At 29.0% G+C, this 21149-nt stretch carries 23 protein-coding genes and 1 other annotated feature; of the genes, 20 read left to right on the forward strand and 3 right to left on the reverse strand.

The window, feature by feature from the left end:
• Positions 1–7 precede the first annotated feature (7 nt).
• A complete protein-coding gene (locus G594_RS0109715) occupies positions 8–760 on the reverse strand; it encodes an acyl-[acyl-carrier-protein] thioesterase (protein WP_027098404.1) in 753 nt (250 codons plus the stop codon).
• A gap of 253 nt (positions 761–1013) precedes the next feature.
• Between G594_RS0109715 and G594_RS0109720 the strand changes: the two genes are divergently transcribed.
• The 4 genes from G594_RS0109720 (at position 1014) to G594_RS0109735 (ending at position 5141) form a co-directional block, all read left to right on the forward strand.
• A complete protein-coding gene (locus G594_RS0109720) occupies positions 1014–1664 on the forward strand; it encodes an HAD family hydrolase (RefSeq protein WP_027098405.1) in 651 nt (216 codons plus the stop codon).
• 18 nt (positions 1665–1682) lie between these two features.
• Positions 1683–2210 (forward strand): putative immunity protein, encoded by a 528-nt coding sequence (locus G594_RS0109725; RefSeq protein ID WP_027098406.1) that lies wholly within the window; start codon positions 1683–1685, stop codon positions 2208–2210.
• Between the two features lie 309 nt (positions 2211–2519).
• Positions 2520–4445: an OPT family oligopeptide transporter gene (locus G594_RS0109730; protein WP_027098407.1), complete on the forward strand. Its 1926-nt coding sequence runs from the start codon at positions 2520–2522 to the stop codon at positions 4443–4445.
• Positions 4446–4586: 141 nt separating this feature from the next.
• Positions 4587–5141 (forward strand): GNAT family N-acetyltransferase, encoded by a 555-nt coding sequence (locus G594_RS0109735; protein ID WP_027098408.1) that lies wholly within the window; start codon positions 4587–4589, stop codon positions 5139–5141.
• An 86-nt stretch (positions 5142–5227) separates the two neighbouring features.
• On the opposite strand, the gene G594_RS19640 is transcribed toward G594_RS0109735, so the two are convergent.
• A complete protein-coding gene (locus tag G594_RS19640; protein ID WP_027098409.1) occupies positions 5228–5653 on the reverse strand; it encodes a hypothetical protein in 426 nt (141 codons plus the stop codon).
• Between the two features lie 177 nt (positions 5654–5830).
• Between G594_RS19640 and G594_RS0109745 the strand changes: the two genes are divergently transcribed.
• From G594_RS0109745 to G594_RS20740, 15 genes are all read left to right on the forward strand, one after another.
• On the forward strand, positions 5831–6598 hold the full coding sequence (locus G594_RS0109745; RefSeq protein WP_027098410.1) for a GNAT family N-acetyltransferase: 768 nt from the start codon (positions 5831–5833) through the stop codon (positions 6596–6598).
• A 19-nt stretch (positions 6599–6617) separates the two neighbouring features.
• Positions 6618–7013 carry a ribosomal maturation YjgA family protein gene (locus G594_RS0109750; RefSeq protein ID WP_027098411.1) on the forward strand — a complete coding sequence of 132 codons (396 nt, stop codon included), beginning with the start codon at positions 6618–6620 and terminating at the stop codon, positions 7011–7013.
• 69 nt (positions 7014–7082) lie between these two features.
• Positions 7083–7253 carry a hypothetical protein gene (locus tag G594_RS20125; protein ID WP_153246611.1) on the forward strand — a complete coding sequence of 57 codons (171 nt, stop codon included), beginning with the start codon at positions 7083–7085 and terminating at the stop codon, positions 7251–7253.
• A gap of 269 nt (positions 7254–7522) precedes the next feature.
• On the forward strand, positions 7523–8716 hold the full coding sequence (locus G594_RS0109760) for a M20 metallopeptidase family protein (RefSeq protein WP_027098412.1): 1194 nt from the start codon (positions 7523–7525) through the stop codon (positions 8714–8716).
• A gap of 368 nt (positions 8717–9084) precedes the next feature.
• Positions 9085–10146, forward strand: coding sequence for a sensor histidine kinase (locus tag G594_RS0109765; protein ID WP_027098413.1), 1062 nt, complete (start codon positions 9085–9087; stop codon positions 10144–10146).
• On the forward strand, positions 10146–10781 hold the full coding sequence (locus tag G594_RS0109770) for a response regulator transcription factor (RefSeq protein ID WP_027098414.1): 636 nt from the start codon (positions 10146–10148) through the stop codon (positions 10779–10781). Before G594_RS0109765 ends, G594_RS0109770 begins: the two co-directional genes overlap by 1 nt.
• A gap of 91 nt (positions 10782–10872) precedes the next feature.
• Positions 10873–11808: an ABC transporter ATP-binding protein gene (locus G594_RS0109775; RefSeq protein WP_027098415.1), complete on the forward strand. Its 936-nt coding sequence runs from the start codon at positions 10873–10875 to the stop codon at positions 11806–11808.
• 10 nt (positions 11809–11818) lie between these two features.
• Positions 11819–12940 carry an ABC transporter permease gene (locus tag G594_RS0109780; RefSeq protein WP_027098416.1) on the forward strand — a complete coding sequence of 374 codons (1122 nt, stop codon included), beginning with the start codon at positions 11819–11821 and terminating at the stop codon, positions 12938–12940.
• Complete coding sequence (locus G594_RS0109785) at positions 12937–14085, forward strand: ABC transporter permease (protein WP_027098417.1); 1149 nt, start codon at positions 12937–12939, stop codon at positions 14083–14085. The genes G594_RS0109780 and G594_RS0109785 overlap by 4 nt, the downstream gene beginning before the upstream one ends.
• Before the next feature lie 165 nt (positions 14086–14250).
• Positions 14251–15717, forward strand: a complete 1467-nt coding sequence (locus tag G594_RS0109790) for a protein adenylyltransferase SelO (protein ID WP_027098418.1) — start codon at positions 14251–14253, stop codon at positions 15715–15717.
• Positions 15718–15930: 213 nt separating this feature from the next.
• A complete protein-coding gene (locus G594_RS0109795; protein WP_027098419.1) occupies positions 15931–16143 on the forward strand; it encodes a FeoA family protein in 213 nt (70 codons plus the stop codon).
• A 22-nt stretch (positions 16144–16165) separates the two neighbouring features.
• Positions 16166–16387 (forward strand): FeoA family protein, encoded by a 222-nt coding sequence (locus tag G594_RS0109800; protein ID WP_027098420.1) that lies wholly within the window; start codon positions 16166–16168, stop codon positions 16385–16387.
• A 12-nt stretch (positions 16388–16399) separates the two neighbouring features.
• On the forward strand, positions 16400–18598 hold the full coding sequence (feoB, locus tag G594_RS0109805) for a ferrous iron transport protein B (RefSeq protein ID WP_027098421.1): 2199 nt from the start codon (positions 16400–16402) through the stop codon (positions 18596–18598).
• 3 nt (positions 18599–18601) lie between these two features.
• Positions 18602–19069, forward strand: coding sequence for a transcriptional repressor (locus tag G594_RS18745; RefSeq protein WP_034866357.1), 468 nt, complete (start codon positions 18602–18604; stop codon positions 19067–19069).
• Entirely contained in the window at positions 19066–19215 is a 150-nt protein-coding gene (locus tag G594_RS20740) for a FeoB-associated Cys-rich membrane protein (protein WP_081663654.1), read from the forward strand. Before G594_RS18745 ends, G594_RS20740 begins: the two co-directional genes overlap by 4 nt.
• A 120-nt stretch (positions 19216–19335) precedes the next feature.
• On the opposite strand, the gene G594_RS0109815 is transcribed toward G594_RS20740, so the two are convergent.
• Entirely contained in the window at positions 19336–19782 is a 447-nt protein-coding gene (locus G594_RS0109815) for a hypothetical protein (protein WP_027098422.1), read from the reverse strand.
• 249 nt (positions 19783–20031) lie between these two features.
• Here G594_RS0109815 and G594_RS0109820 point away from each other — a divergent pair, with 249 nt between their 5' ends.
• The gene (locus G594_RS0109820; RefSeq protein ID WP_051195972.1) at positions 20032–20838 is read left to right on the forward strand and encodes a hypothetical protein; all 807 of its coding nucleotides are present in this window, start codon (positions 20032–20034) and stop codon (positions 20836–20838) included.
• 52 nt (positions 20839–20890) lie between these two features.
• Positions 20891–21121, forward strand: a binding site (T-box leader).
• Positions 21122–21149: the final 28 nt, after the last annotated feature.

Below are 21149 nucleotides of genomic sequence, written 5' to 3' on the forward strand. Positions count from 1 at the left end.
ATAGTGTTTAGCTATTCTTTTTCCATTTAAATTCTAATTTTGTAATTGGTTTTTGAACTTCATCCTTAAAAACCCTATGAACTGTAATTAATTCATCTTCATTATTTCTTATAATGTCTGTATTAAAGTGTAGAGTTGAACCCTCACTAGCTTCCTTTTTAAACAGAACTTTTATATCGGATATTTTATATTGGTCTAAAAGCTCATTAGGTAAAGTATCAACTGCCATTTCAATATACTTAACATTATTAACGTGATTGTTTGAATCAATATCGCTATGTCTAACAGTATAAGCTCTTGTAATGCTAGGAACTTCAAGTTTTATAAAATCATCTAATGGTATGATTTCATGCAATTCTTTTTGAATTCCGTAAATCTCTAATTGTTCAGGAGAAATCTTTGCTGGGCGTCTCTTTTCAATGTCAATTAGCATTGCAGTAGAAATCCCAGAAAGAATTACTTTACCAACTGAATTTTTTATAGTGCAACGTCTATAACCATATAGCTTTTTAATACCTATGGCTTCAGTTTCAACAGTTATTCTATCTCTAAACTTAGGATATTCTAGGATTTTTAAATCATATTTTAATAAAACCCACACACAATTATGTACAAGTCCATGTTTAGTTTCGCCTAAAGAATCAGTTTGAGATATTACAACATCCCATAAGTAATTCATTAAAGATGAATATTTACAATTCATATTAGAATCTACATCATATATGTTTATAGTATAATCTTTGGTAAATGTATTGCTCAAGTTTAATACTCCTTTCTAATTATAATTAGTATAAGTTAATTATATGTAAAGTTATTCCATAAAGCAAATAGCATTGAAATACTAATTTTCAATGCTATTTTTATAAAATTAATGTTTTTTGTTATCCAATAGTATTTTTAAGAATATATAATAACTCTTTTAAGATAAGTATAGTTCTTACTATATTTGTTATCAATGTAAAAGGTAAATATGATATAATCGAATGAGAAATTAGGTTAAATAGGAGAGAGTAATGTTTAAAGTAGCTATTTTTGATTTAGATGGTACATTGTTAAATACTATAGATGATTTATCAAATGCATGTAATTATGCTCTTAGTAAATTTTCATTTCCAACTCATGAGTCTGAAAAGTATAAAGCTTTTATTGGAAATGGATTATACAAGCTTGTGGAAAGAGCTCTTCCTCTTGAAAATAGGGATAGTGAAACAGTTAATATGGTATTAGATGTGTTTAATAAATACTATAATGATCACATGATGGATATGACTAGGTCTTATAATGGAATAATTGATCTTTTAGACCAACTAATAGATGAAGAAATTGGACTAGCTGTTGTATCTAATAAGAAACATGATTTTACATTGGAGATAATACATAAATATTTTTCTGATAGATTTAAATTAGTTTTAGGGTTAAGAGAAAACTATAAAGCTAAGCCTGATCCAACATCACTATTAGAAGTAATTAATGAATTTGGTATAAGTAAAGAGGAATGCATATATATTGGTGATTCAAATGTTGATATAAGAACTGCAAGAAATGCTGGAGTTAAATCTATAGGTGTTTCATGGGGATTTAGAGGAGGAGAAGAGTTACTTAAAGAAGGTGCAGACTATCTAGTAAATAATGTAGAGGAACTAAAAGAAATAATAATTAGTTAAAAGAAAGTAGGAATAGATATGGCAAAACTAAGGAAGATGTTAGGAAGCTTAGATGATCCCAATATAGTATCATTAATGAGTTTAATAGAAACACAAAGCAAAACAACATTAGCCAATTGGGCAATTACATATGCAGAGGACAATTTTCTTAATATATATGAAAAAAACTATAGTGATGATTTAAGACTTCGTAATATAGTATCAGCTTCAAAGGAATATTTAAATGGAACTAAAAAGTTAAATGAGGTTAAATCTCTTATAAAGGAAGGAAATGTAGTTGCAAGAAGTCTAGAAGAAAACCCTGTTGCTCAGGTAGCTTGTCGTGCTATAGTAACAGCTTGTGGAACAATTAATACACCAACAAATGCTCTTGGTTTTACTTTTTATGGAGCAGCAGCAATTGTTTATGATAAGTGTGGTTTATCAGAAAGTTCAAAAATATATGATGAATTAGCTAGTAAAGAATTAGAAAAAATGTTAGTGTCACTTGAAAAGGTTGCTATCTCTAACGAAGAAAACCCTGCGAAAATTAAGTGGAATTGCTGAATATACTAGTAATCTATAAAAATATTAAAATAGTATTTATATATAGGTAATTTCATAATTCTTTTTAAAAATAATTATAATAAAATTTATATTTTTTCAAATCATAAGTTAAATTATTAATACTTTATAATTAGAAGTTAAAGGTAAGACAAATTATGGTTTGTATTGTCAAAAAAAACATGATAATATTTATCATGTTTTTTTGTTTTATCTGACTAAAGTGATAAAACATGAGATGATTATTATATTAGCAAAAATGGATATACTAAATATAAATTTATAAATAAACAAAAGAAAAGGGGACAAAAGATGAAAAAGAAATTACCTAAAGAGGCCTATGGTGGTGTTCATGGTAAAGATTATGTTCCATACATAACTGACAAGTCTAAAAGTGGAACAAATCTTGCAGTAATCATAATAGGTTCAATTTTAGCTGCTGTGTTTGCAGCATCTACAGCTTATTCTGGAATGAAATCTGGATTAACTGTTGCAGCAGGGATTCCTGGTGCTATTATAGGTTCAATGCTTATTGGAGTTTTTGCTAAAAGTAAAGGTATCCTTGGGAAAAATATAACTCAAGGTATGTCAAGTGGTGGAGAATCTATAGCAAGTGGTATGATTTATGTTTTACCTGCAATTATTCTTATAGGCAGTGATATTACTCTTATAGAGGGAATTACTGTTGGAGTAGGAGGCACACTATTTGGTATAGGATGTCTTTCATTAGTTTATAAATTCTTAATAGTAGAGGAACATGGAACTCTTATGTATCCAGAATCAATGGCTATCTCTGAAACTTTAGTTGCATCTGAAGCAGGTGGAGATGCTATAAAATACATGGGTATTGGATTTGGAATAAGTGGTATTATTAATGTGTTGACAGGATCATTTTTGAATCTAATTAACAATACTATTACTTTTGTAGGCAGTAAGTTTTATAAATGGAAGTTCTCAACTGAAGTAAATCCACTTTTATTAGGTATTGGATTTATAGTTGGTCTTGAAGTATCTTTAATGATGTTTGCAGGTTCAGTTTTAGCTAACTTTGGTATTACTCCATTAATAGGTTACTTTACTGATTTTGCAGAACATGGTGCTCAATCATGGAATGATGCTTCTGTGTTACTTCATCAAATGGATGTAAATACAATAGCAGGAAGCTATGTTAAGTATATTGGTGCTGGAATGATGCTTTGTGGTGGTATTATTGGTGCAATTAAGCTTATACCAACAATTGTTGTTTCTCTTAAGGAAACATTTAAAGCAAAATCAAGCAAAGATGAAAGCAATGAAAAGAATTCAGGTGGAATTCTTATGCTATTTGGTGGAATTATAGTAGCCTTTGTTGCAGCCTTTATAATTTCTCAAAATATAAAGATGGCAATAATAGGTGCAATAGTTTCTATGATATTATCATTATTATTTGTTATAGTAGCAGGACGTTTAACTGGTACAATAGGTACATCAAACCTACCAGTATCAGGTATGACAATTGCATCTTTAGTAATATTAACTTTAGTTTTCGTTATAATGGGATGGACTTCTCCAGCTGATAATAAATCATTACTTTTATTTGCAGCCTTTATGGTAGTTGCAATAGCAGTAGCTGGTGGATATAGCCAATCTCAAAAGGTAAGTTACATAATAGGTGGTAGCAGAAGTGAAATGAGAAATTCATTTGCTATATCAAGTGTTATTGGTGTTATAGTAGTAACAGGAACAATCCTTGTTCTATCAAGCCAGTTAAGAATTACTGGAGCAGAAGCACCATTTGCACTTCCACAAGCTAATTTAATGTCAACCTTAACATCAGGTATAATGTCTGGCGATTTACCATGGCCAATGATTATAGTTGGTATTGTAATGGCACTTTTCTTATTCTTATTAGATTTACCTATAATGACTATTGCTATAGGGTTCTATTTACCTATATCAACAACTTCTATAATATTAGTAGGTGCTTTAATAAGAGTATTTGTAGAAAAAATGAGTAAAGATGAGCAGGAAAAAGAAGTAAAAGTTTCAAATGGAATAAGCCTTTCTTCAGGGCTTGTTGCTGGTGGCTCTATAATTGGACTATTAGGAATAATACTTCAGGTTACAGGAGTAATAACTCCAAAAACTCCTACTGGATTTGCAGCAAGTAATGGTATGGGAATAATACTATTAATAGCCTTAGTAGTAGCAACAACCATTCCTATAATGATGTCTAAAATAAAACTAAAAAATGAGTAGCTTAGGAAGAGGAATCGCAAATTATGGTTCCTCTTCTTTTATTTGTAAGTATTTTGCTTTACAATATATGTATGTAGAAAAGTGTGATTATAGATTTCTTGAAAATTATAATAGTTTACGGGGATATAAAAGGAGGGGGCAATGAAAGAAATAATTACAGATAGACTAATAATAAGACCTTGGAAATTAAGCGATAGCAGTGATTTGTATGAATATGCTCAAAGTGAATTAGTTGGGCCTAATGCAGGGTGGAGGCCACATAAATCAGAAGAAGAAAGCAAAGAAATAATAAATATGCTTATAAAGAGTAATGACTCCTATGCAATTGTTTTAAAGGAAGAAGATAAGGTTATTGGGGGAATAGGATTACATATAAGCAGACCAGATAGTTCATTAAAAGATTTAAAACAAAGGGAGATTGGATATGTGCTAAATCCAAAATATTGGGGAAGAGAATATATTCCTGAAGCTGTAAAAAGTTTAATAAATTATGGATTTAATGAAATGGATTTAGACTTAATCTGGTGTGGACATTTCCATTTTAATAATAGATCTAAAAGGGTAAATGAAAAGTGCGGTTTTAACTATAAGTTTAAAAGAGATGTAAAGTTAAAGTTCTTAGATGATAAAGAGGTTACAATTTTATACTATAATATTTCAAAAAAAGAATATGATGTGCAAGCATTATTAGATTAGGGGGAAGCTTGGGTAATAGCTATGATTATGAATTTGATTCATAGATCAAATATTTAATAGAAAGTTGAGAGCACAAGCTCTCAACTTTATTTCATAGCACTATTATAGTAAGAACATATAGCATCATCAATTATAGTGCTAATATAAATATTAAAGTCAGGATTATTAGCTTTAAGTTTATTAAGTTTTATTAAAGTAGACTTTCTAAAGCAATAGGTTCTAACAAATTCAAATTTTTCTCCGTCTACAGGAGGAGTTATACCATTAGGGTGTCCTTTACCTTTTTTATTTTGATGAGATTGGGGAGTAAACTTTGTTTCAGTGAAAGGTTTAGCTTCTTCTTTTCTATTATCAAAACTTAATTTTTCTTCTGTAGCTTCATCGGTAAAACAAAAACTAGCAACAGCATCTTTTGATGGTGGTACATAATCTGTAAAACATATTTCATCCATTGGTTCTTCGTAACATAAATCATCCTTAGATATTACAAATTCTTTTTTTCTTCTTGCCATAACAAACCTCCAATTTTATTTCTAAAAGTTATATATGCAAAAATAAAAAAATAAATATTGTTTTAAACATATAAATACATAAATATATAAATATGCATAATTATGAGCACCTGTAAATATGTTAAAATAAATTTAAGATTATAATTAAGAATATCAGAGAACAGAATGGAGCGTTATATGATTTATAAGCTAAAGGATACAGAAAAGGCTAAAGATTTATTTGGTAATTGGGAAGAAACAATTATATGGTCATGTCTTCAAAACATAATGGGAAGTATTTATGTAGATGATGAAGAGAATCCCAAATCTGCAATGGCTGTACTTGGAGACTTTTGTTTCTTCGGGGGAGTAGCTAATAAAGAGCTAGTAGAATATAAACCAGATTACTATAAAGAGAATTTTATAATAATGGTACCTCAAAGTAATGAGTGGTCAGTATTAATTAAAGAGTGTTACGGAAATAATGCAAAAAAAATTACTAGATATGCCATAAAAAAAGAAGAGCATATTTTTGGTAAGGATAAATTGATGGCTATTGTAAACTCTTTACCGAAAGAGTATGCACTAAGAATGATAGATGAAGAGATTTTTAATTTCTGTAGGTTAAATGATTGGAGTAAAAGTTTTGTAGCTCAATATTCTGATTATGAAATGTTTAAGAATCTAGGATTAGGCGTTGTTGTTATGAAAGATAATGAACCTATTTCAGGTGCAGCTGCTTATTCAAGGTATAGAGATGGAATTGAAGTAGAAATTGATACTAAAGAGCAATACAGAAGAAAAGGTCTTGCATATTGTTGTGGTGCAAAATTAATTTTAGAATGCCTTAAGAGAGGTTTATATCCAAGTTGGGATGCTCATAATAAAGCCTCTGTTGCATTAGCTGAAAAATTAGGTTATAACTATCATCATGGTTATTTAGCTTTTGAAGTGTGGGATTACTAATATTATAGGGAGTAGAAAGATGAAAAGAAAAAGAATTATATATATGGGGCTTGTGATCATAGTTATGATTTTAGGCATTGCTTCAAGAAGGTATGGAAGCTACTTACCCAATATAATAAGCAAATATGCAGGAGATACCTTGTGGGCTTTAATGGTGTATTTGGGATTTGGTTTTCTATTTAATAAAGCTAAAATAAGAAATGTGGCTTTGGCTTCAATGACATTTTCTTATTTAATAGAAATATCACAACTTTACCAAGGGGAATGGATAAATTCAATAAGAGATACAACCCTAGGAGCATTAATTTTAGGTCATAGATTTTTATTTAGTGACTTAATATGTTATACAATTGGTATTTTAATTGGAGTAGTTATTGAATATTTATATTTTTATAAAAAAGATTGTAGTTTATAGAAAAAAGCAATCTATTTTACTCTATATAGGGCTTAGGTAACTAATAAGCTAATTACATAATAAGGTATAATGAACTCATCAAATGTATTTGCTGCATGGAATGAAAGGGAGCTATTAGGTTTAGCTAGAATATTAGATGATAGTGAAATGGTTGCCTTTATTTATTATGTTTTAGTTAACCTAAAGAGATTCCAAAGCAAATTTGTAATGAAAGAAATAAAAATTATTATGGATGGTTAAAAATTTAATTCTCAATTTTCGTAAAATGAATGAAGCAATAACAATGTTTAAGAGGCTTAAAGAAATTTATTGCTCTAAGCATAATTATGATTTTGAGTTTATATGGATAATTATTTAATATGAAAAAGTTAGAAAATATAAGCATAATAGGTTATATTATATAAAAATGAGTGAGAAAGATAACAGCTTATTTGATTTAATAGTTTAATGAATATATTATAAAAAAGTAATTAAAATAAATATGAGATAAAGGAAAGTGAGGTATACATATGAATAAAATTATGAGTCAAGCAAAGTTAATATATGATGATTTAATTACTATTAGGAGGACTATTCATAGTAACCCTGAAGTTGGTGCAAAGTTACCTAAAACAAAAGCTTATGTAATTGATAAGTTAAAGGAATTTGGGTATGAACCACAAGAAATATGTGAAAGTGGTGTAGTTGCTACAATTAGTGGTAAAAATCCAGGCAAAACGTTTTTGTTAAGAGCTGATATGGATGCATTACCAGTAGTTGAGGCAACTGAATGTGATTTTAAGTCAACTAATGGGAGTATGCATGCATGTGGACATGATATGCACACTGCAATGCTATTAGGTGCAGCAAAACTACTTAGGGAAAATCAAGATGATATAGAAGGAACTGTTAAGTTAGTGTTTCAACCAGACGAAGAAGGCTTTACTGGAGCTAAAAAAATGTTAGCAGCAGGTGTATTAGAAAATCCGCATGTAGATGCTGCAATGGCTATGCATGTTCATTCAGGAACTCCTTCTAATATGGTATTATGCGGCTTAGGTACTAGTATAGCAGGATGTAATAGATTTAGAATAGTCGTAAAAGGAACTGGATGTCATGGAGCTATGCCAGAGCTTGGAGTAGATCCTATTAATATAGCAGCACATATATATATATCTTTACAAGAACTAATTGCTAGAGAAATACCAGCTACTAAAGCTGCAGTTGTAACTATTGGTAAGTTTGTAGGGGGAGAAGCTCCAAATATAATTCCTAGAGAAGTAATTATGGAGGGAACAATAAGAAGTTTAGATAAAGAAATAGGAGAATTCATATTTAATAGAATAAATGATATAACAGTAAATACTGCTAAAATGTTTAGAGGTGAAGCAGAATTAATAGAATTATCATCTGTACCACCATTAACTAATAATACTGATTTAGCTAAAGAAATTACATCATATGTAAAAGATTTGATCGGAGAGAATTTAGTTAATTTATTTGAAGGAGGAGGAATGGGATCGGAAGATTTTGCTTCCTATTCATATGAAGTTCCAAGTGTCTATATGATGTTAGGTGCTGGAACAAAGCAAGAAAATTTACTATATGGTGAACCAATGCATAACGAAAAAGTAGTATTTAATGAAGAAATATTAGCTACAGGTTCTGCTATACATGCATATAGTGCTATAATGTGGTTGAAAAATAACAAGGATAAAAATTAAGAATACTAAATAAAGTATATTAAGAAAGTTTGATTTAAAAATCCCTATATTTATAATTAAATATAGGGATTTTTGTTACTAATATGAATTACAAGTTAATCATATTTAATGTTATTGGTAAAGTATAGTTTGTTACATAGTGAATTTATCTATAAGGTTTCTATATAGAATAAAGTGGTATAATTGACTTGTAATATTGTTTGTACTTAATAATATAAAATCATGATATTTAAGTTATACATATAAACTAGGATAGTCACTTTTAATGGAACAGTTAATATTAGAAGTGGTAATGAAAAATTGGGGGGATTTTTATAGTAAAAGATTTTAATATTGTAATTAAAGCTATTTTAGTTGGCTATGTTGCAATGAATTCATTAAATAATATGGATAAGCCATGGCTAAATGTTTCTATCATTTTATCTATAATTATATTATCAATGTTAAGCTATTTACTTCCAAAAAGATTAAGAAAGAAGATATACTTTATAAATATAATCTTTTCAGCAGTAGTAACAATATATATAAATAAAATTATTATAATTCTATTTGCTTTTACATTAGCAGAGTATTTATCTATAGAAAAAAAGGTTTATTATAATTGCCTATTTATTATTCCAACAAGTATTCTGTTTACATATAAAAATAATCTATGTGTAGAATTAACCTCAATCATTGCACTTTCAGTATATGCATTAATTTACGGAAAAAAACAAGAAGAAAGATTAGAATTCTTAGAAAAAGAGTGGGATCAAAATAGAAGAATTAATTCAGAATTAAGTTTAAAAATGAAATCTAGGGAGAAGTTTATAGAGCAAGAAAAAATATCTGCAAAGTTACAAGAAAGAAATGAAATTTCTGGTGCTATGCATGATAAGATAGGACATACTTTAGCAGGAGCGTTACTTCAACTTGAAGCTTTAGGAATTATTTTGAAAAATGATGGAAATGAAAAAGCAGTAGGTATTATAAAAAATGTAACCAATTTGCTTAGAAATGGAATGGATGATATAAGAGCAACATTAAGAAGTATAAAACCTCCAATAGAAGAACTTGGAGTTAATAAAATTAAGCTGTTACTTCAAAATAAGTTAAAGGACACTTCATTTAAATACATACTAACAAGTGAAGGAAATCTAGATTTAATATCCAGGAGACAGTGGGAAATAATTATTGAAGGAATAAGAGAATTATCAACTAATTCTCTAAAATATTCTAAAGGTAATAAAATTAAGGTTAATATAGAGGTGTTAAATAAATATATAAAAGTGGAAGTTAGTGATGATGGTATTGGTTCTAACAAAATTATAAAAGGAATGGGATTACAATCATTAGAAGAAAGAATGCTAAATTTACAAGGAAATTTAATTCTAGATGGAAGTAGAGGGTTTACGGCAATTATGATATTTAAAGAAGAGGGGGAATTATAATGTGCATTAAAGTTGCTATTGTAGATGATGATGATTTAATTAGGGAGAGTTTAAAAATAATTGTTGGGTCTAATGAGGACATTGATGTTAAGGGAACATTTAAAAATGGACAAGAACTATTAAAATATTTAGAAGGAAACTACTTGGATGTAGTTCTTATGGATATAAGAATGCCAATTTTAAATGGTGTAGAGACATTGGCAGAAATAAGAAGAAGGGATTTGAAGACAAAGGTCATTGTGTTAACAACCTTTGATGAGGATGAATATATAGAAAAATCATTAAACCAAGGAGCAATTGGATATTTGTTAAAGAATACTACGCCAGATAAAATTATAGATACTATAAAAATGGTTTACAATGGTATATCAGTAATTCAGGAAGATATATTAAAGAGATATAAGGAGATTGGACAAAATACTCCTAAGGGGAAAATAGATAAATCACTTTTTACGGATAGAGAATATGAGGTGGTTGTAGGGATTTCCCAAGGGTTAAGTAATAAGGAAATAAGCAAAAAACTATTTATCTCAGAAGGAACAGTTAAAAACTATATTACCTCTATACTAAATAAAACAGGTTTAAAGCATAGAACTCAAATAGCTGTTTATTATTATACAGGAGAGAGGATATGACTTTTGTCATATAGAGAATATGACCTTTTCTACAGTTTGTAGAAGGTCTTTTTTTATATACTAAAATTAGAAAGTAAAGGGGGAAATAATAATGAAAGTAATAGAAATAGATAAGTTAGTTAAAAAATTTGATGATTTTGTTGCCATTGATAATATTTCATTATCCATAGATGAAGGAGAGATATATGGACTTCTTGGCCCAAATGGAGCTGGTAAAAGTACAACTATTAGCACTATATGCGGCTTAGTAAGACCTTATTCAGGTGATATAAAAATAATGGGAACTAGTATTAAGAAAAATGATGTAAATATCAAACGACAAATTGGACTAGTTCCGCAAAAAATAGCTATATATGAGGATTTTACTGCTAAAGAAAATATTAGTTTCTTTGGTGAACTATATGGACTAAGGGGAAAAGAATTGAAAGAGGCAGTAGAGAAGTCATTAGAATTTGTAGGGCTTAAAGAAGTTAAGAATAAAAAGGCCAAAGAGTATTCTGGTGGAATGCTTAGAAGGTTAAATATAGCTTGTGCTATTGTTCATAATCCCAAGATAATTATTATGGATGAACCCACTGTAGGAATAGATGCTCAATCTAGAAATCATATTTTAGATTCCATTAAGAAATTAAATGAAGGGGGTACTACAATAATTTATACTTCACATTATATGGAGGAGGTAGAGTCAATATGCACCAAAATAGCTATTATAGACCATGGTAAAGTTATAGTAGAGGGAACAAAGGATGAACTAAAAAGTATAGTAGATGATAAGAAAACCCTATCTCTTACCCTTAATTCCTATGAAGAAATTAATATTGAAGAAATTAAATCTATCAAAGGAGTTTTATCAGTATATCAAAATGATAATTTAGTAACTATAAACACTTCTAAGAATGTAAATAACCTAGATAAAATAATTAATTATTTTACAAGAAATGAAATTAGTATTGGTGATATTGGATATAGAGAAGTTACCTTAGAAACAGTTTTTCTGACATTAACCGGCAGAAGCTTGAGGGAGTAGGTGAGATTTTATGTTTCATGTTATTGTTGAAGGACTTAAGTTTAATCTTAGGCAAAGAAAATGGGTGATATTTAATGCATTATTTCCAATTTTTCTTATGGTACTCCTTGGAGTAATGTTATCTAATACTAACTCTATAAATAGTGAAAATGAAGTTATTAATATATGTTACTACAATGAATCAGGAAAAGAAGAAATTATAAATGAAATAAAAGATAATGTATTCAATTATGAGGATTTTAGTATAAAAGAAGTATCATCTGTTGAAGAAGGAAAGGCTAAGGTTGAAAATGAAAGAGAAATATTTCTTTTGCTTAAGGATGAATCTATAGAAACTTATTATTCGGAGAAAAAAGTCTCAGAAGGTGCAACTGTCCTATCTTATTTAAAATCATTTAGTGATACCTATGCAAGTATAAATGAATTATATATGGTGGATGTAGATAAGGCATCTGAAATTATTAGTAGTGAAGAATTTATGAATGATAGTATAGATGTAAAGTTTATTAAAGAAGAGGATGCTCCTAATTCTTATCAGTATTATGGAATAGTTGAAGTAACTATGATGATGCTTTATGTAACATTATTTCCAATAGGATTACTTGGATTAGAAAAATCATCTGGAATAAAGGATAGAATAATTTTAACAGGATTATCTGATTTCAAATATTTTGTTGGAAGAATTATTTCAAGTTTAATTCTAAGCATAATTATAATTACACCAGGATTTCTATTTTCACTCTTTAAATTAAAGTCAAATTGGGGAGACAATCCACTCATAACTTTTATGTATTTAATAGCTGCTGCTTTAATGATGGTTACCTTAGGAACTTTTGTTGGTTACGCAGTAAAGCAAAGAGATAGAGCAGCATTGTTCTTACAAGGACTTATTATTCCAGTCTTTTCTTTCCTAGGGGGATCTTATATATCACTGCCTCTTGAAATGGACGGAATATTCAATTTAGTAACAAATATTTCTCCTTTAAGATGGTTAAATAAGGGAATATTTAAAGCTGCCTATGAAGGAAGCTTTTATTGTCTAAATGTAAGCTTAGTAATAAGTATTACAGCAACTATAATTTTATTTTGTTGTCTTTATATATGTATTAGAAGGGAGAAGAGAGAAGTATGAGAAGTGTATATGCCTTAGTAAAGAATAATTTAAAGATAATGATATTAAAGAAACCTGCGTATACAATACTAACAGTAGTTTTTCCTTTGATTATATTTCTATTTGCCCCAAAGATTATAGATCAATCTATTACTGAAATAAATGTGGGAATATGTGATGAAAGTAAATCTTTTTCTTCTAATAAATTAGATGAGTATTTGTCTGATATTGATATGATTAATCTAGTTGAAGTTAATAGCGAAGATGATTTAAAACAAAAATTTAATACTAGAGATATTTATTTAGGTATAATGATTGAGAAAAATATTGAGGAAAAAATATTAAAGGGTGATAATTCAGGTGTGATTTTATATGGGATAGAAGGGGAAAGTCTTCATGAAATCTTAGATAAAGGACTATCTATTGAATTATCCAATATGATAAATTTAGCAAAAGTAAATGATGGTGACCTTGAAAAATATAAGTTGTCAGTTGAAAGAAAAGAAAAGGAAAAGATTGAAGTTTCATATAAAGATTTAAATGATGTAAAAAAGGACCATAGTGTAAGTCAAAGCTTAATAGGATTTATAATCATGTTTGCTTTTTATAGAGCTATGAGTGGATCGGGATTAATTAGCGAAGATAAGGAACAAAATATGTATACACGAATTCTTACGACTAGTGTAAGGCCATGGCAATATTATTTAAGCAATATTATTAGTACAACCATTTTGCTATCTATTTTATTTACAATAAGTGTTATAGAAATAAATTTTGTTTCAACCATAGAAATTGGAGTTAGTAACCTTATGCTTATAGTAATATTACTAATATTAGGAATAGTTTCAGTATCTGTAGGAACATTTTGTATGACCATAACTAATGATAGAGATTTATCAAGCATAATAAGTAACTTTGTTACAATATCATTTCTAGCACTGGGTGGGTGCTTTGTGCCTTTATCCTACTTAAGTGGTACAATAAATAAAATATCATATTTTACGCCTATAAGATGGGCAATGGAAGCTATTAATAATGCACAGCAAGGAGCAGATATAGGTGTAATTGTAATGAATTTATTAGTGTTGAGTTTATTTGGAGTTGTATTCTTTATTATTTCAGTTTATTGTATAAATAAGCGTGATAAGGTGGACAATGTAAGATAGATATTTAGCTGTAATTTTTAGGATTCAAGAATATAAAATAACAGAATTCAATTAGAGCTGTTGAGAAATATTTTTCAACAGCTTTTATTTTATAAACATATAAAATATAAATGTGTAAAAACTAACAATGAATTGTAATAAAACTATAAAAACAAAGGAGAAAAGATGGATAGAATTTTAAAAGATAAGACAATAAAGCTAGAAAATACATATATTAAATTACCAAGTAAATTTTTCACAACTCAATATCCTGAAAAGGTAAGAGAACCAAAGGTTGTTGCGCTAAATAAAACATTAGCCAAAAGCATAGGAATAGATGTAAGCTTCCTGGAAAGTGAAGAGGGAGCAAATTTTTTAAGTGGTAATAAAATTTTAGATGGGTCAACACCAATTGCGCAAGCCTATGCAGGACATCAGTTTGGATACTTTACTATTTTAGGTGATGGAAGAGCAGTACTTCTTGGGGAATACTTAACAAAAGATGGAGAAAGAGTAGATATACAGCTTAAAGGATCAGGTAGAACTCTTTATTCTAGAGGTGGAGATGGAAAGGCATCCTTAGGGCCAATGCTTAGAGAATACATCATAAGTGAAGGAATGTATGCTTTAGGGATACCAACTACCAGAAGTTTGGCTGTATTAACAACAGGAGAAGATATTTTTAGAGAGGATTTCTTACCTGGAGCAATACTGACAAGAATTGCAAAAAGTCATATACGTGTAGGAACATTTGAGTATGCTGCAAGACTTGGAGATAAAAAATATTTGAAGGAATTAGCAGATTATACTTTAAAGAGACATTTTGATGGCAATTATAATGGGAACCCTTATGAATATCTTTTAAATCAAGTTGTAAAAAAGCAAGCTGAATTAATTTCAAAGTGGCAACTTGTGGGGTTTATTCATGGAGTGATGAATACAGACAATATGTCTATAGCAGGAGAAACTATTGATTATGGTCCTTGTGCTTTTATGGATATATATGATCCAAGTACTGTATTTAGTTCAATAGATTTAAATGGTAGATATGCCTATGAAAATCAGCCTAGAATTGGTGGGTGGAATCTAGCAAGGTTTGCAGAAGCTATGTTACCATTATTAGATGATGATAAGGATAAAGCAATTGAGGTAGCAAATGGATCTTTAGATAAATATAACCAATTATATTTAAATAATTGGTATTTAGGCATGAGAAAAAAGCTTGGGCTATTTAATGAAGAGGAAGTAGATAAGGATTTAATAGAAGGGCTTCTAAGTATAATGCTAAAATATAAAGCAGACTATACAAATACTTTCTATAACTTAACTATTGGAAAGTTTACTAGCATGGATATTTTCTATATGGATGAGTTTAAAAGGTGGTATACTTTATGGAGTGAAAGATTAAGTAGACAAGAACAATCCAAAGATGAAGTCAAAAAACTTATGGAAGAAAATAATCCAACTGTAATACCAAGAAATCATAGGGTAGAGGAAGCACTAGAAGCAGCAGTAAATAGAAATGACTATAGTGTAATGGAAAATCTTATAGCAGTTTTAAAAAATCCATATGATTACTTAAGTGTTAATGAAGAATATACAAAGTTGCCTAAAAATATAGATAAAGGATATAAAACCTACTGTGGTACATAAAATAGTATAGAAGATTGATAAATTAAGGATGGAAATAGTTAAGAGACACCTGTTAAATTACAGGTGTCTTATTATTTTGAGCAAAAAATACTTATCTTTTATGTTATTGATAAATTTTATCAATAACATTATTGATTAGAAATTTTTTCTAGTATATACTAATTAATGAAAAGACAATGAGAATCATATTCAACTGAAAGAGGGGGATTAGTTATGTCATTATCAATGATGTCTGTTGGTGAAAGTGGAAGAATTATTGAGTTTAGAGGAAAAGATAGTATGAAGCGTCATCTTCAAGATCTTGGTTTTATAAAAGGAGAAAAAATTGAAGTTGTTGGAGAGAATCAAAGTGGTTTAATTCTTTTAGTTAAAGGCGTAAAAATTGCTTTGAATCGTGGACTTGCTTCACTTATAGTGGTTAATTAAGTTTTGAAAGGAGTTTTTGATTATGACTTTAAAAGAATTAAAACCAGGTGAATCTGGTACAGTCAAGTCAATTGGGGAAAAGGGAGTTATGAGAAGAAGACTTATGGATATGGGAGTAACTCCAGGTGTTAGTATAAAAGTAATTAAGATTGCACCATTAGGTGATCCTATAGAAGTTAATATAAGGGGATATGCGCTTAGTTTAAGAAAAAGTGATGCTGAACAAATTATAGTAATCAAATAAGGGGGAGATTAAATGTCATTAAGAATTGCACTGGCAGGTAATCCTAACTGTGGTAAGACTACTCTTTTTAATGAGTTAACAGGTTCAAAACAACATGTAGGAAACTGGCCAGGAGTTACAGTTGATAAAAAAGAAGGTAAGTATAAAAAGGATAATACTATAGAAATTGTAGATTTACCTGGAACATATTCCTTATCACCATATTCTGCTGAAGAGATAATAGCAAGAGATTATATTGTTGTTAATAAACCAGATGTGGTAATAGATATAGTAGATGGTACTAATATAGAAAGAAATCTTTATCTTTCACTTCAAATTTTAGAAACTAGAGTTCCAACTGTTATAGCTATAAATATGATGGATGAAGTTGAATCAAATGGGGATAAGATAGATACTAATAAGCTATCAAAATATCTAGGGGTGCCTGTAGTTCCAATAATAGCTAGAAGCGGAAAAGGTATTAGTGAATTAATGAATGTAGCTACTAAAGTAGGAAAAGAGAAGAATGTTTTGGAAAGTTTAGCTATTTTTGATAATAATATACTTGAAGCTAGAGATAAAATTAAAGATATAATATTTTGTGAAAATGAACTAGAAAAAGAATGGAGAGCTTTAAAATTAGTTGAAGGGGATGAAATTGTAACAGCTCTTTTAAGTGAAGAAGAAAAATCTAAAGTACTTAAAGTTGTAGAAGTAGCGGAAAATAATGCTGATGGGGATACTGAAGCTAAAATAGCAGACCTAAGGTACCAATATATAGGTAAGATAGTTAGAGTATCTGTTAAGAAGGGAGAAAGAAAAGTTAAAGAAACTAAATCAGATAAAATAGATAGGGTTCTTACTAATAGAGTTTTGGCCTTACCCATATTTGCAGTAGTTATGTACTTGCTATTTGCTTGTACTTTCAGTGAAAATTTTTTATTTATTAAAGGATTTCCAAGCCCAGGTGTATGGTTAGCAGGCTTAGTAGAAAAAGTATGGGAAATCTTTAGTAATTTAATTGAAGGACTTATAGTAAATTCATCTCCATGGGTTCATTCGTTAGTTATGGATGGGATTTTAAATGGTATTGGTGCAGTAATTGGATTTATACCATTAGTATTGGTGTTATATATACTTATTTCATTTCTTGAAGATAGTGGTTATATGGCTAGAGTAGCCTTTGTTATGGATAGAATTTTTCGTAGATTTGGTTTGTCCGGGCGTTCATTTATTCCTTTACTTATGGGATTTGGTTGTGGGGTACCAGCGATAATGGCAACTAGAACTTTAGATTCAGAAAAAGACAGAAAAATTACCACTATTATAACAGGTTTTATGCCATGTGGTGCTAAATTACCTATATTTGCAATGTTTGTTTCAATATTCTTTAAAGATGGAAATAAGACTTTAGTAACCTATTCTATATATATGTTAAGTATTGCTATAGCAATTATTGTTTCTTTATTATTAAATAAGTTCGTTTATAAATCAGAAGTATCTAATTTTGTAATGGAATTACCTCAATATAGAATTCCTACTGCTAAATCTATAGGTATTCACGGATGGGAGAAAGTAAAGGGTTTTGCAGTAAAGGCAGGTACAGTAATTTTTATTTCTACTATTTTAATTTGGGGACTTTCAAACTTTAATATAAATTCATTTAATGGTGTGAATAAAGAAAATAATGAAAATGGAAGTATAATTTGCGATATGGAAGAAAGTTTTCTAGCATCTGCTGGTAATATAATTGCTCCAGTATTTAGACCTTTAGGATTTGGAGAGTGGAAACCAGCAGTAGGTGTAGTTACTGGATGGGTTGCTAAAGAAAATGTTGTTGTTACATTTGCACAATTGTATGATGATGATGTAACTGATGAATACTTAAAAGAGTTTTTTAGTAAGTATACACAGGTGGAACTTGAGGAGTTTGGCTTTGAAGATGGTATATATGATTCTGAAGCAGCAAGAAGTATATATTCTGAAGGAATTTTGTTTGAAGGAGAAGATGAAAATGCACTTTCATCTATGAAAGAAGACATTTCATCTAAAGGAGCAGCTTATGCATATATGGCATTTAATCTATTATGTATGCCATGCTTTGCAGCAGTTGGTGCCATGAAGAGAGAGTTGAAGTCTTGGAAGTTAACAGGTATGGCTATTAGTGTTCAAATGGTGACAGCCTATATTGTAGCATTATTAATAAATATATTTGGAAGCTTAGTAGGTTAGAGAATGAATAGAAAAGAGAGTGATTACTTACTAGTTAAAAAGGTTAACATAGAGAAGGAAGCTATCTTTTTAAAATTAAGAGAAAATGGTTTTAGAATTACTAATCAGAGAAAACTTATAATTGATACTATTTTCAATAAAGAATGTACAAGCTGTAAAGAAATATATTGGGAGGCATCTAAGAAGGATTCATCCATAGGAATAGCAACTGTATATAGAATAATAAAAAGTCTTGAAGAAATAGGAGTTATAAATAGAAAGAATCTTTATAAAATATCAAGTGAAGAAATTGATATTTTAAATGGTGAAGGTATTGTAGTTCTTAAGAATAAAAAAACATTTAAACTTTCTGAGGAAGATTGGAAAAGGATAATTAGAATAGGTCTTTATGAGGCAGAGGGTTTAAATATTAATGATATTGACTCCATAGTTATAAAGAGAGTTAATGATGAAGAGGAGGATATAATGTGATTGATTTTATTGTTGTTGTCAGTGTATTAATTTTAGTTGTGTTATCCATGGTGTATAGGCATAAATCAAAAAAGTCTGGTAAATCTTCCTGTGGTTGTAGTTGTGAAAACTGCAAATCATCTTGTAGTAATTTAAAATATAAATAACTCTAAAAAACCTAGTCGTACTCTGACTAGGTTTTTATTACGAGGTATGTAAAAGATGTTATCATCACTGTTCCACTAATTACAGTAGATAATTAGTGGAACAAAAATAATATTGTTAGATTATAAACTTTGACCTAAACAGTTTGTATCATCAGCTATATCTCTAACATCGTCTTGTAAGTCACAAATATCGCTTTGAATAGATCTTAAGATATTCTTTATTCTATTACTTACGCAGCAACGACTTTCAAATAAAACATCATCTAGATTATTAAAGCATTGATTTAAGCAGTTAATAGCATTATTAGTATTTCTTAATTGATTTTCAAAAGCTCTTAATGCTCTTTCTGTTCTCTCATCCATTGGACTATTATCAAATCTTCTTCCGCAGCAAAGACGTCTGTCATCACGATCTCTATCCCTATCACGATCTCTATTACAATCTCTATCACGATCTCTATTACATTCACATTCGCTACTTAAGAAAGAAGTATTGTTATAAAAATTATCTCTATAGTTACGGTAAGCTTCTGCTATTTCAGAATAATTATTATTATTTTCACACATAGTAAATCCACCTTTTCATCTTTTTGTTATTTATTTTCTATCCATTCGTATAATTTATCTTATGTAGATGATAGGTAAATGGTGATAAAAAAATAAAAAGTATACAATATTATTTTTTTGTAGATGTCTTTTTACTTTAAACCAGTATTTATATGTATTTAAAGTTATAGATATTATATTTATAGACAAATATTATAAAAATTAGGTATACTAAGGAAGAAGCAATAAAGATGAACAGGGGGAGCACTAATGAGTATAGGGAAGGTGCAAGAAAAAATAAGAAGTTTAAATGATATAAGAAATAATCCGAAGGAATATCTTGATAAATGTGATGAAATAATTAGACTATTAATAGATTCTAATGAAATATATACTTTAGTTAGTAAGGATTCTAGTGAAGAGTTCATAGAAAGCGGCAGAGGTGATATAAGATACGGTATCCATGAAAATATACCTACAATGTGGCTTTTTTCTGAAGAGAAGATAGCTAAGGAATATGCTGATTATTATAATTTAAAGCTTAAGGGTGAATATTTAATTAAAAAAATACCATTTGAAGAACTTTCGTTAGAGTCTTATAGAGCTATGTTTTCAGGGATTGGGAAGATTATTGTAGACGAAGGAAGAGAATATTTAGCATGTAGTTTGTATGATTTGGTAAATCAATGTTTAATAAAAAATGGACAAGATCCTATACTAGAAAGAAAAGAGTATCTTGTTATGAATATACTAAATAGCATTAAGTATTGTAATACAAAGTTGTGGGTAGTACCAAAGGAAGGAACAACTTTTAATGATATAATATTTAATAAATTTGTTCCTGCAATAGAAGGAGGCTCTGTAAGATTTTTTATAAACAAGAATGAAAGTAGTACTTATTCAAAGAAATTAGGACATACTAATGGTATTTCTATAGATTTAGATATGAGTAGTTTTAATATTATCATCGAGAGTTTATTAAAAAGTGAAGCTAAGGGAGTAAAATTTATTATAAATAGGATAGAATCAGATATAACTATAGAAAAGTTAAATTCTTTATTAAGCAAGATGAATTAGACAGTATTGACAAAATATTATCAATGGAATATAATACAAAGCAAACAAAATAGTATAGGCTATGATAGGGAAAAGTATTATAGAATGCAATTTTAAGAGAGAAAATGTCATTGGCTGTAAGCATTTTTAAATATGACTATAAGAAAAACTACCCAGGAGCTATGATTCAGTAACTTATTAAAAGCGAAATGTCATCGGTGAAGATCGATAAAACGTAAGAGAAGAATTGAATTTTTTAATTCAATTTGGGTGGAACCACGGATAATTAGCATTCGTCCCAAGTAGGGATGAGTGCTTTTTTTATATTAAAT

This window comes from Clostridium paraputrificum AGR2156 (assembly GCF_000424025.1).
GTDB classification, from domain to species: domain Bacteria; phylum Bacillota; class Clostridia; order Clostridiales; family Clostridiaceae; genus Clostridium; species Clostridium paraputrificum.

Excerpts from the sequence above, each read along its gene's own strand:
- G594_RS0109720 (WP_027098405.1), top strand. The coding sequence starts at position 1,014 with ATGTTTAAAGTAGCTATTTTTGATTTAGATGGTACATTGTTAAATACT.
- G594_RS0109725 (WP_027098406.1), top strand. The coding sequence starts at position 1,683 with ATGGCAAAACTAAGGAAGATGTTAGGAAGCTTAGATGATCCCAATATA.
- G594_RS0109730 (WP_027098407.1), top strand. The coding sequence starts at position 2,520 with ATGAAAAAGAAATTACCTAAAGAGGCCTATGGTGGTGTTCATGGTAAA.
- G594_RS0109735 (WP_027098408.1), top strand. The coding sequence starts at position 4,587 with ATGAAAGAAATAATTACAGATAGACTAATAATAAGACCTTGGAAATTA.
- G594_RS19640 (WP_027098409.1), bottom strand. The coding sequence starts at position 5,653 with ATGGCAAGAAGAAAAAAAGAATTTGTAATATCTAAGGATGATTTATGT.
- G594_RS0109745 (WP_027098410.1), top strand. The coding sequence starts at position 5,831 with ATGATTTATAAGCTAAAGGATACAGAAAAGGCTAAAGATTTATTTGGT.
- G594_RS0109750 (WP_027098411.1), top strand. The coding sequence starts at position 6,618 with ATGAAAAGAAAAAGAATTATATATATGGGGCTTGTGATCATAGTTATG.
- G594_RS20125 (WP_153246611.1), top strand. The coding sequence starts at position 7,083 with ATGAACTCATCAAATGTATTTGCTGCATGGAATGAAAGGGAGCTATTA.
- G594_RS0109760 (WP_027098412.1), top strand. The coding sequence starts at position 7,523 with ATGAATAAAATTATGAGTCAAGCAAAGTTAATATATGATGATTTAATT.
- G594_RS0109765 (WP_027098413.1), top strand. The coding sequence starts at position 9,085 with ATGAATTCATTAAATAATATGGATAAGCCATGGCTAAATGTTTCTATC.
- G594_RS0109770 (WP_027098414.1), top strand. The coding sequence starts at position 10,146 with ATGTGCATTAAAGTTGCTATTGTAGATGATGATGATTTAATTAGGGAG.
- G594_RS0109775 (WP_027098415.1), top strand. The coding sequence starts at position 10,873 with ATGAAAGTAATAGAAATAGATAAGTTAGTTAAAAAATTTGATGATTTT.
- G594_RS0109780 (WP_027098416.1), top strand. The coding sequence starts at position 11,819 with ATGTTTCATGTTATTGTTGAAGGACTTAAGTTTAATCTTAGGCAAAGA.
- G594_RS0109785 (WP_027098417.1), top strand. The coding sequence starts at position 12,937 with ATGAGAAGTGTATATGCCTTAGTAAAGAATAATTTAAAGATAATGATA.
- G594_RS0109790 (WP_027098418.1), top strand. The coding sequence starts at position 14,251 with ATGGATAGAATTTTAAAAGATAAGACAATAAAGCTAGAAAATACATAT.
- G594_RS0109795 (WP_027098419.1), top strand. The coding sequence starts at position 15,931 with ATGTCATTATCAATGATGTCTGTTGGTGAAAGTGGAAGAATTATTGAG.
- G594_RS0109800 (WP_027098420.1), top strand. The coding sequence starts at position 16,166 with ATGACTTTAAAAGAATTAAAACCAGGTGAATCTGGTACAGTCAAGTCA.
- feoB (WP_027098421.1), top strand. The coding sequence starts at position 16,400 with ATGTCATTAAGAATTGCACTGGCAGGTAATCCTAACTGTGGTAAGACT.
- G594_RS18745 (WP_034866357.1), top strand. The coding sequence starts at position 18,602 with ATGAATAGAAAAGAGAGTGATTACTTACTAGTTAAAAAGGTTAACATA.
- G594_RS0109815 (WP_027098422.1), bottom strand. The coding sequence starts at position 19,782 with ATGTGTGAAAATAATAATAATTATTCTGAAATAGCAGAAGCTTACCGT.
- G594_RS0109820 (WP_051195972.1), top strand. The coding sequence starts at position 20,032 with ATGAGTATAGGGAAGGTGCAAGAAAAAATAAGAAGTTTAAATGATATA.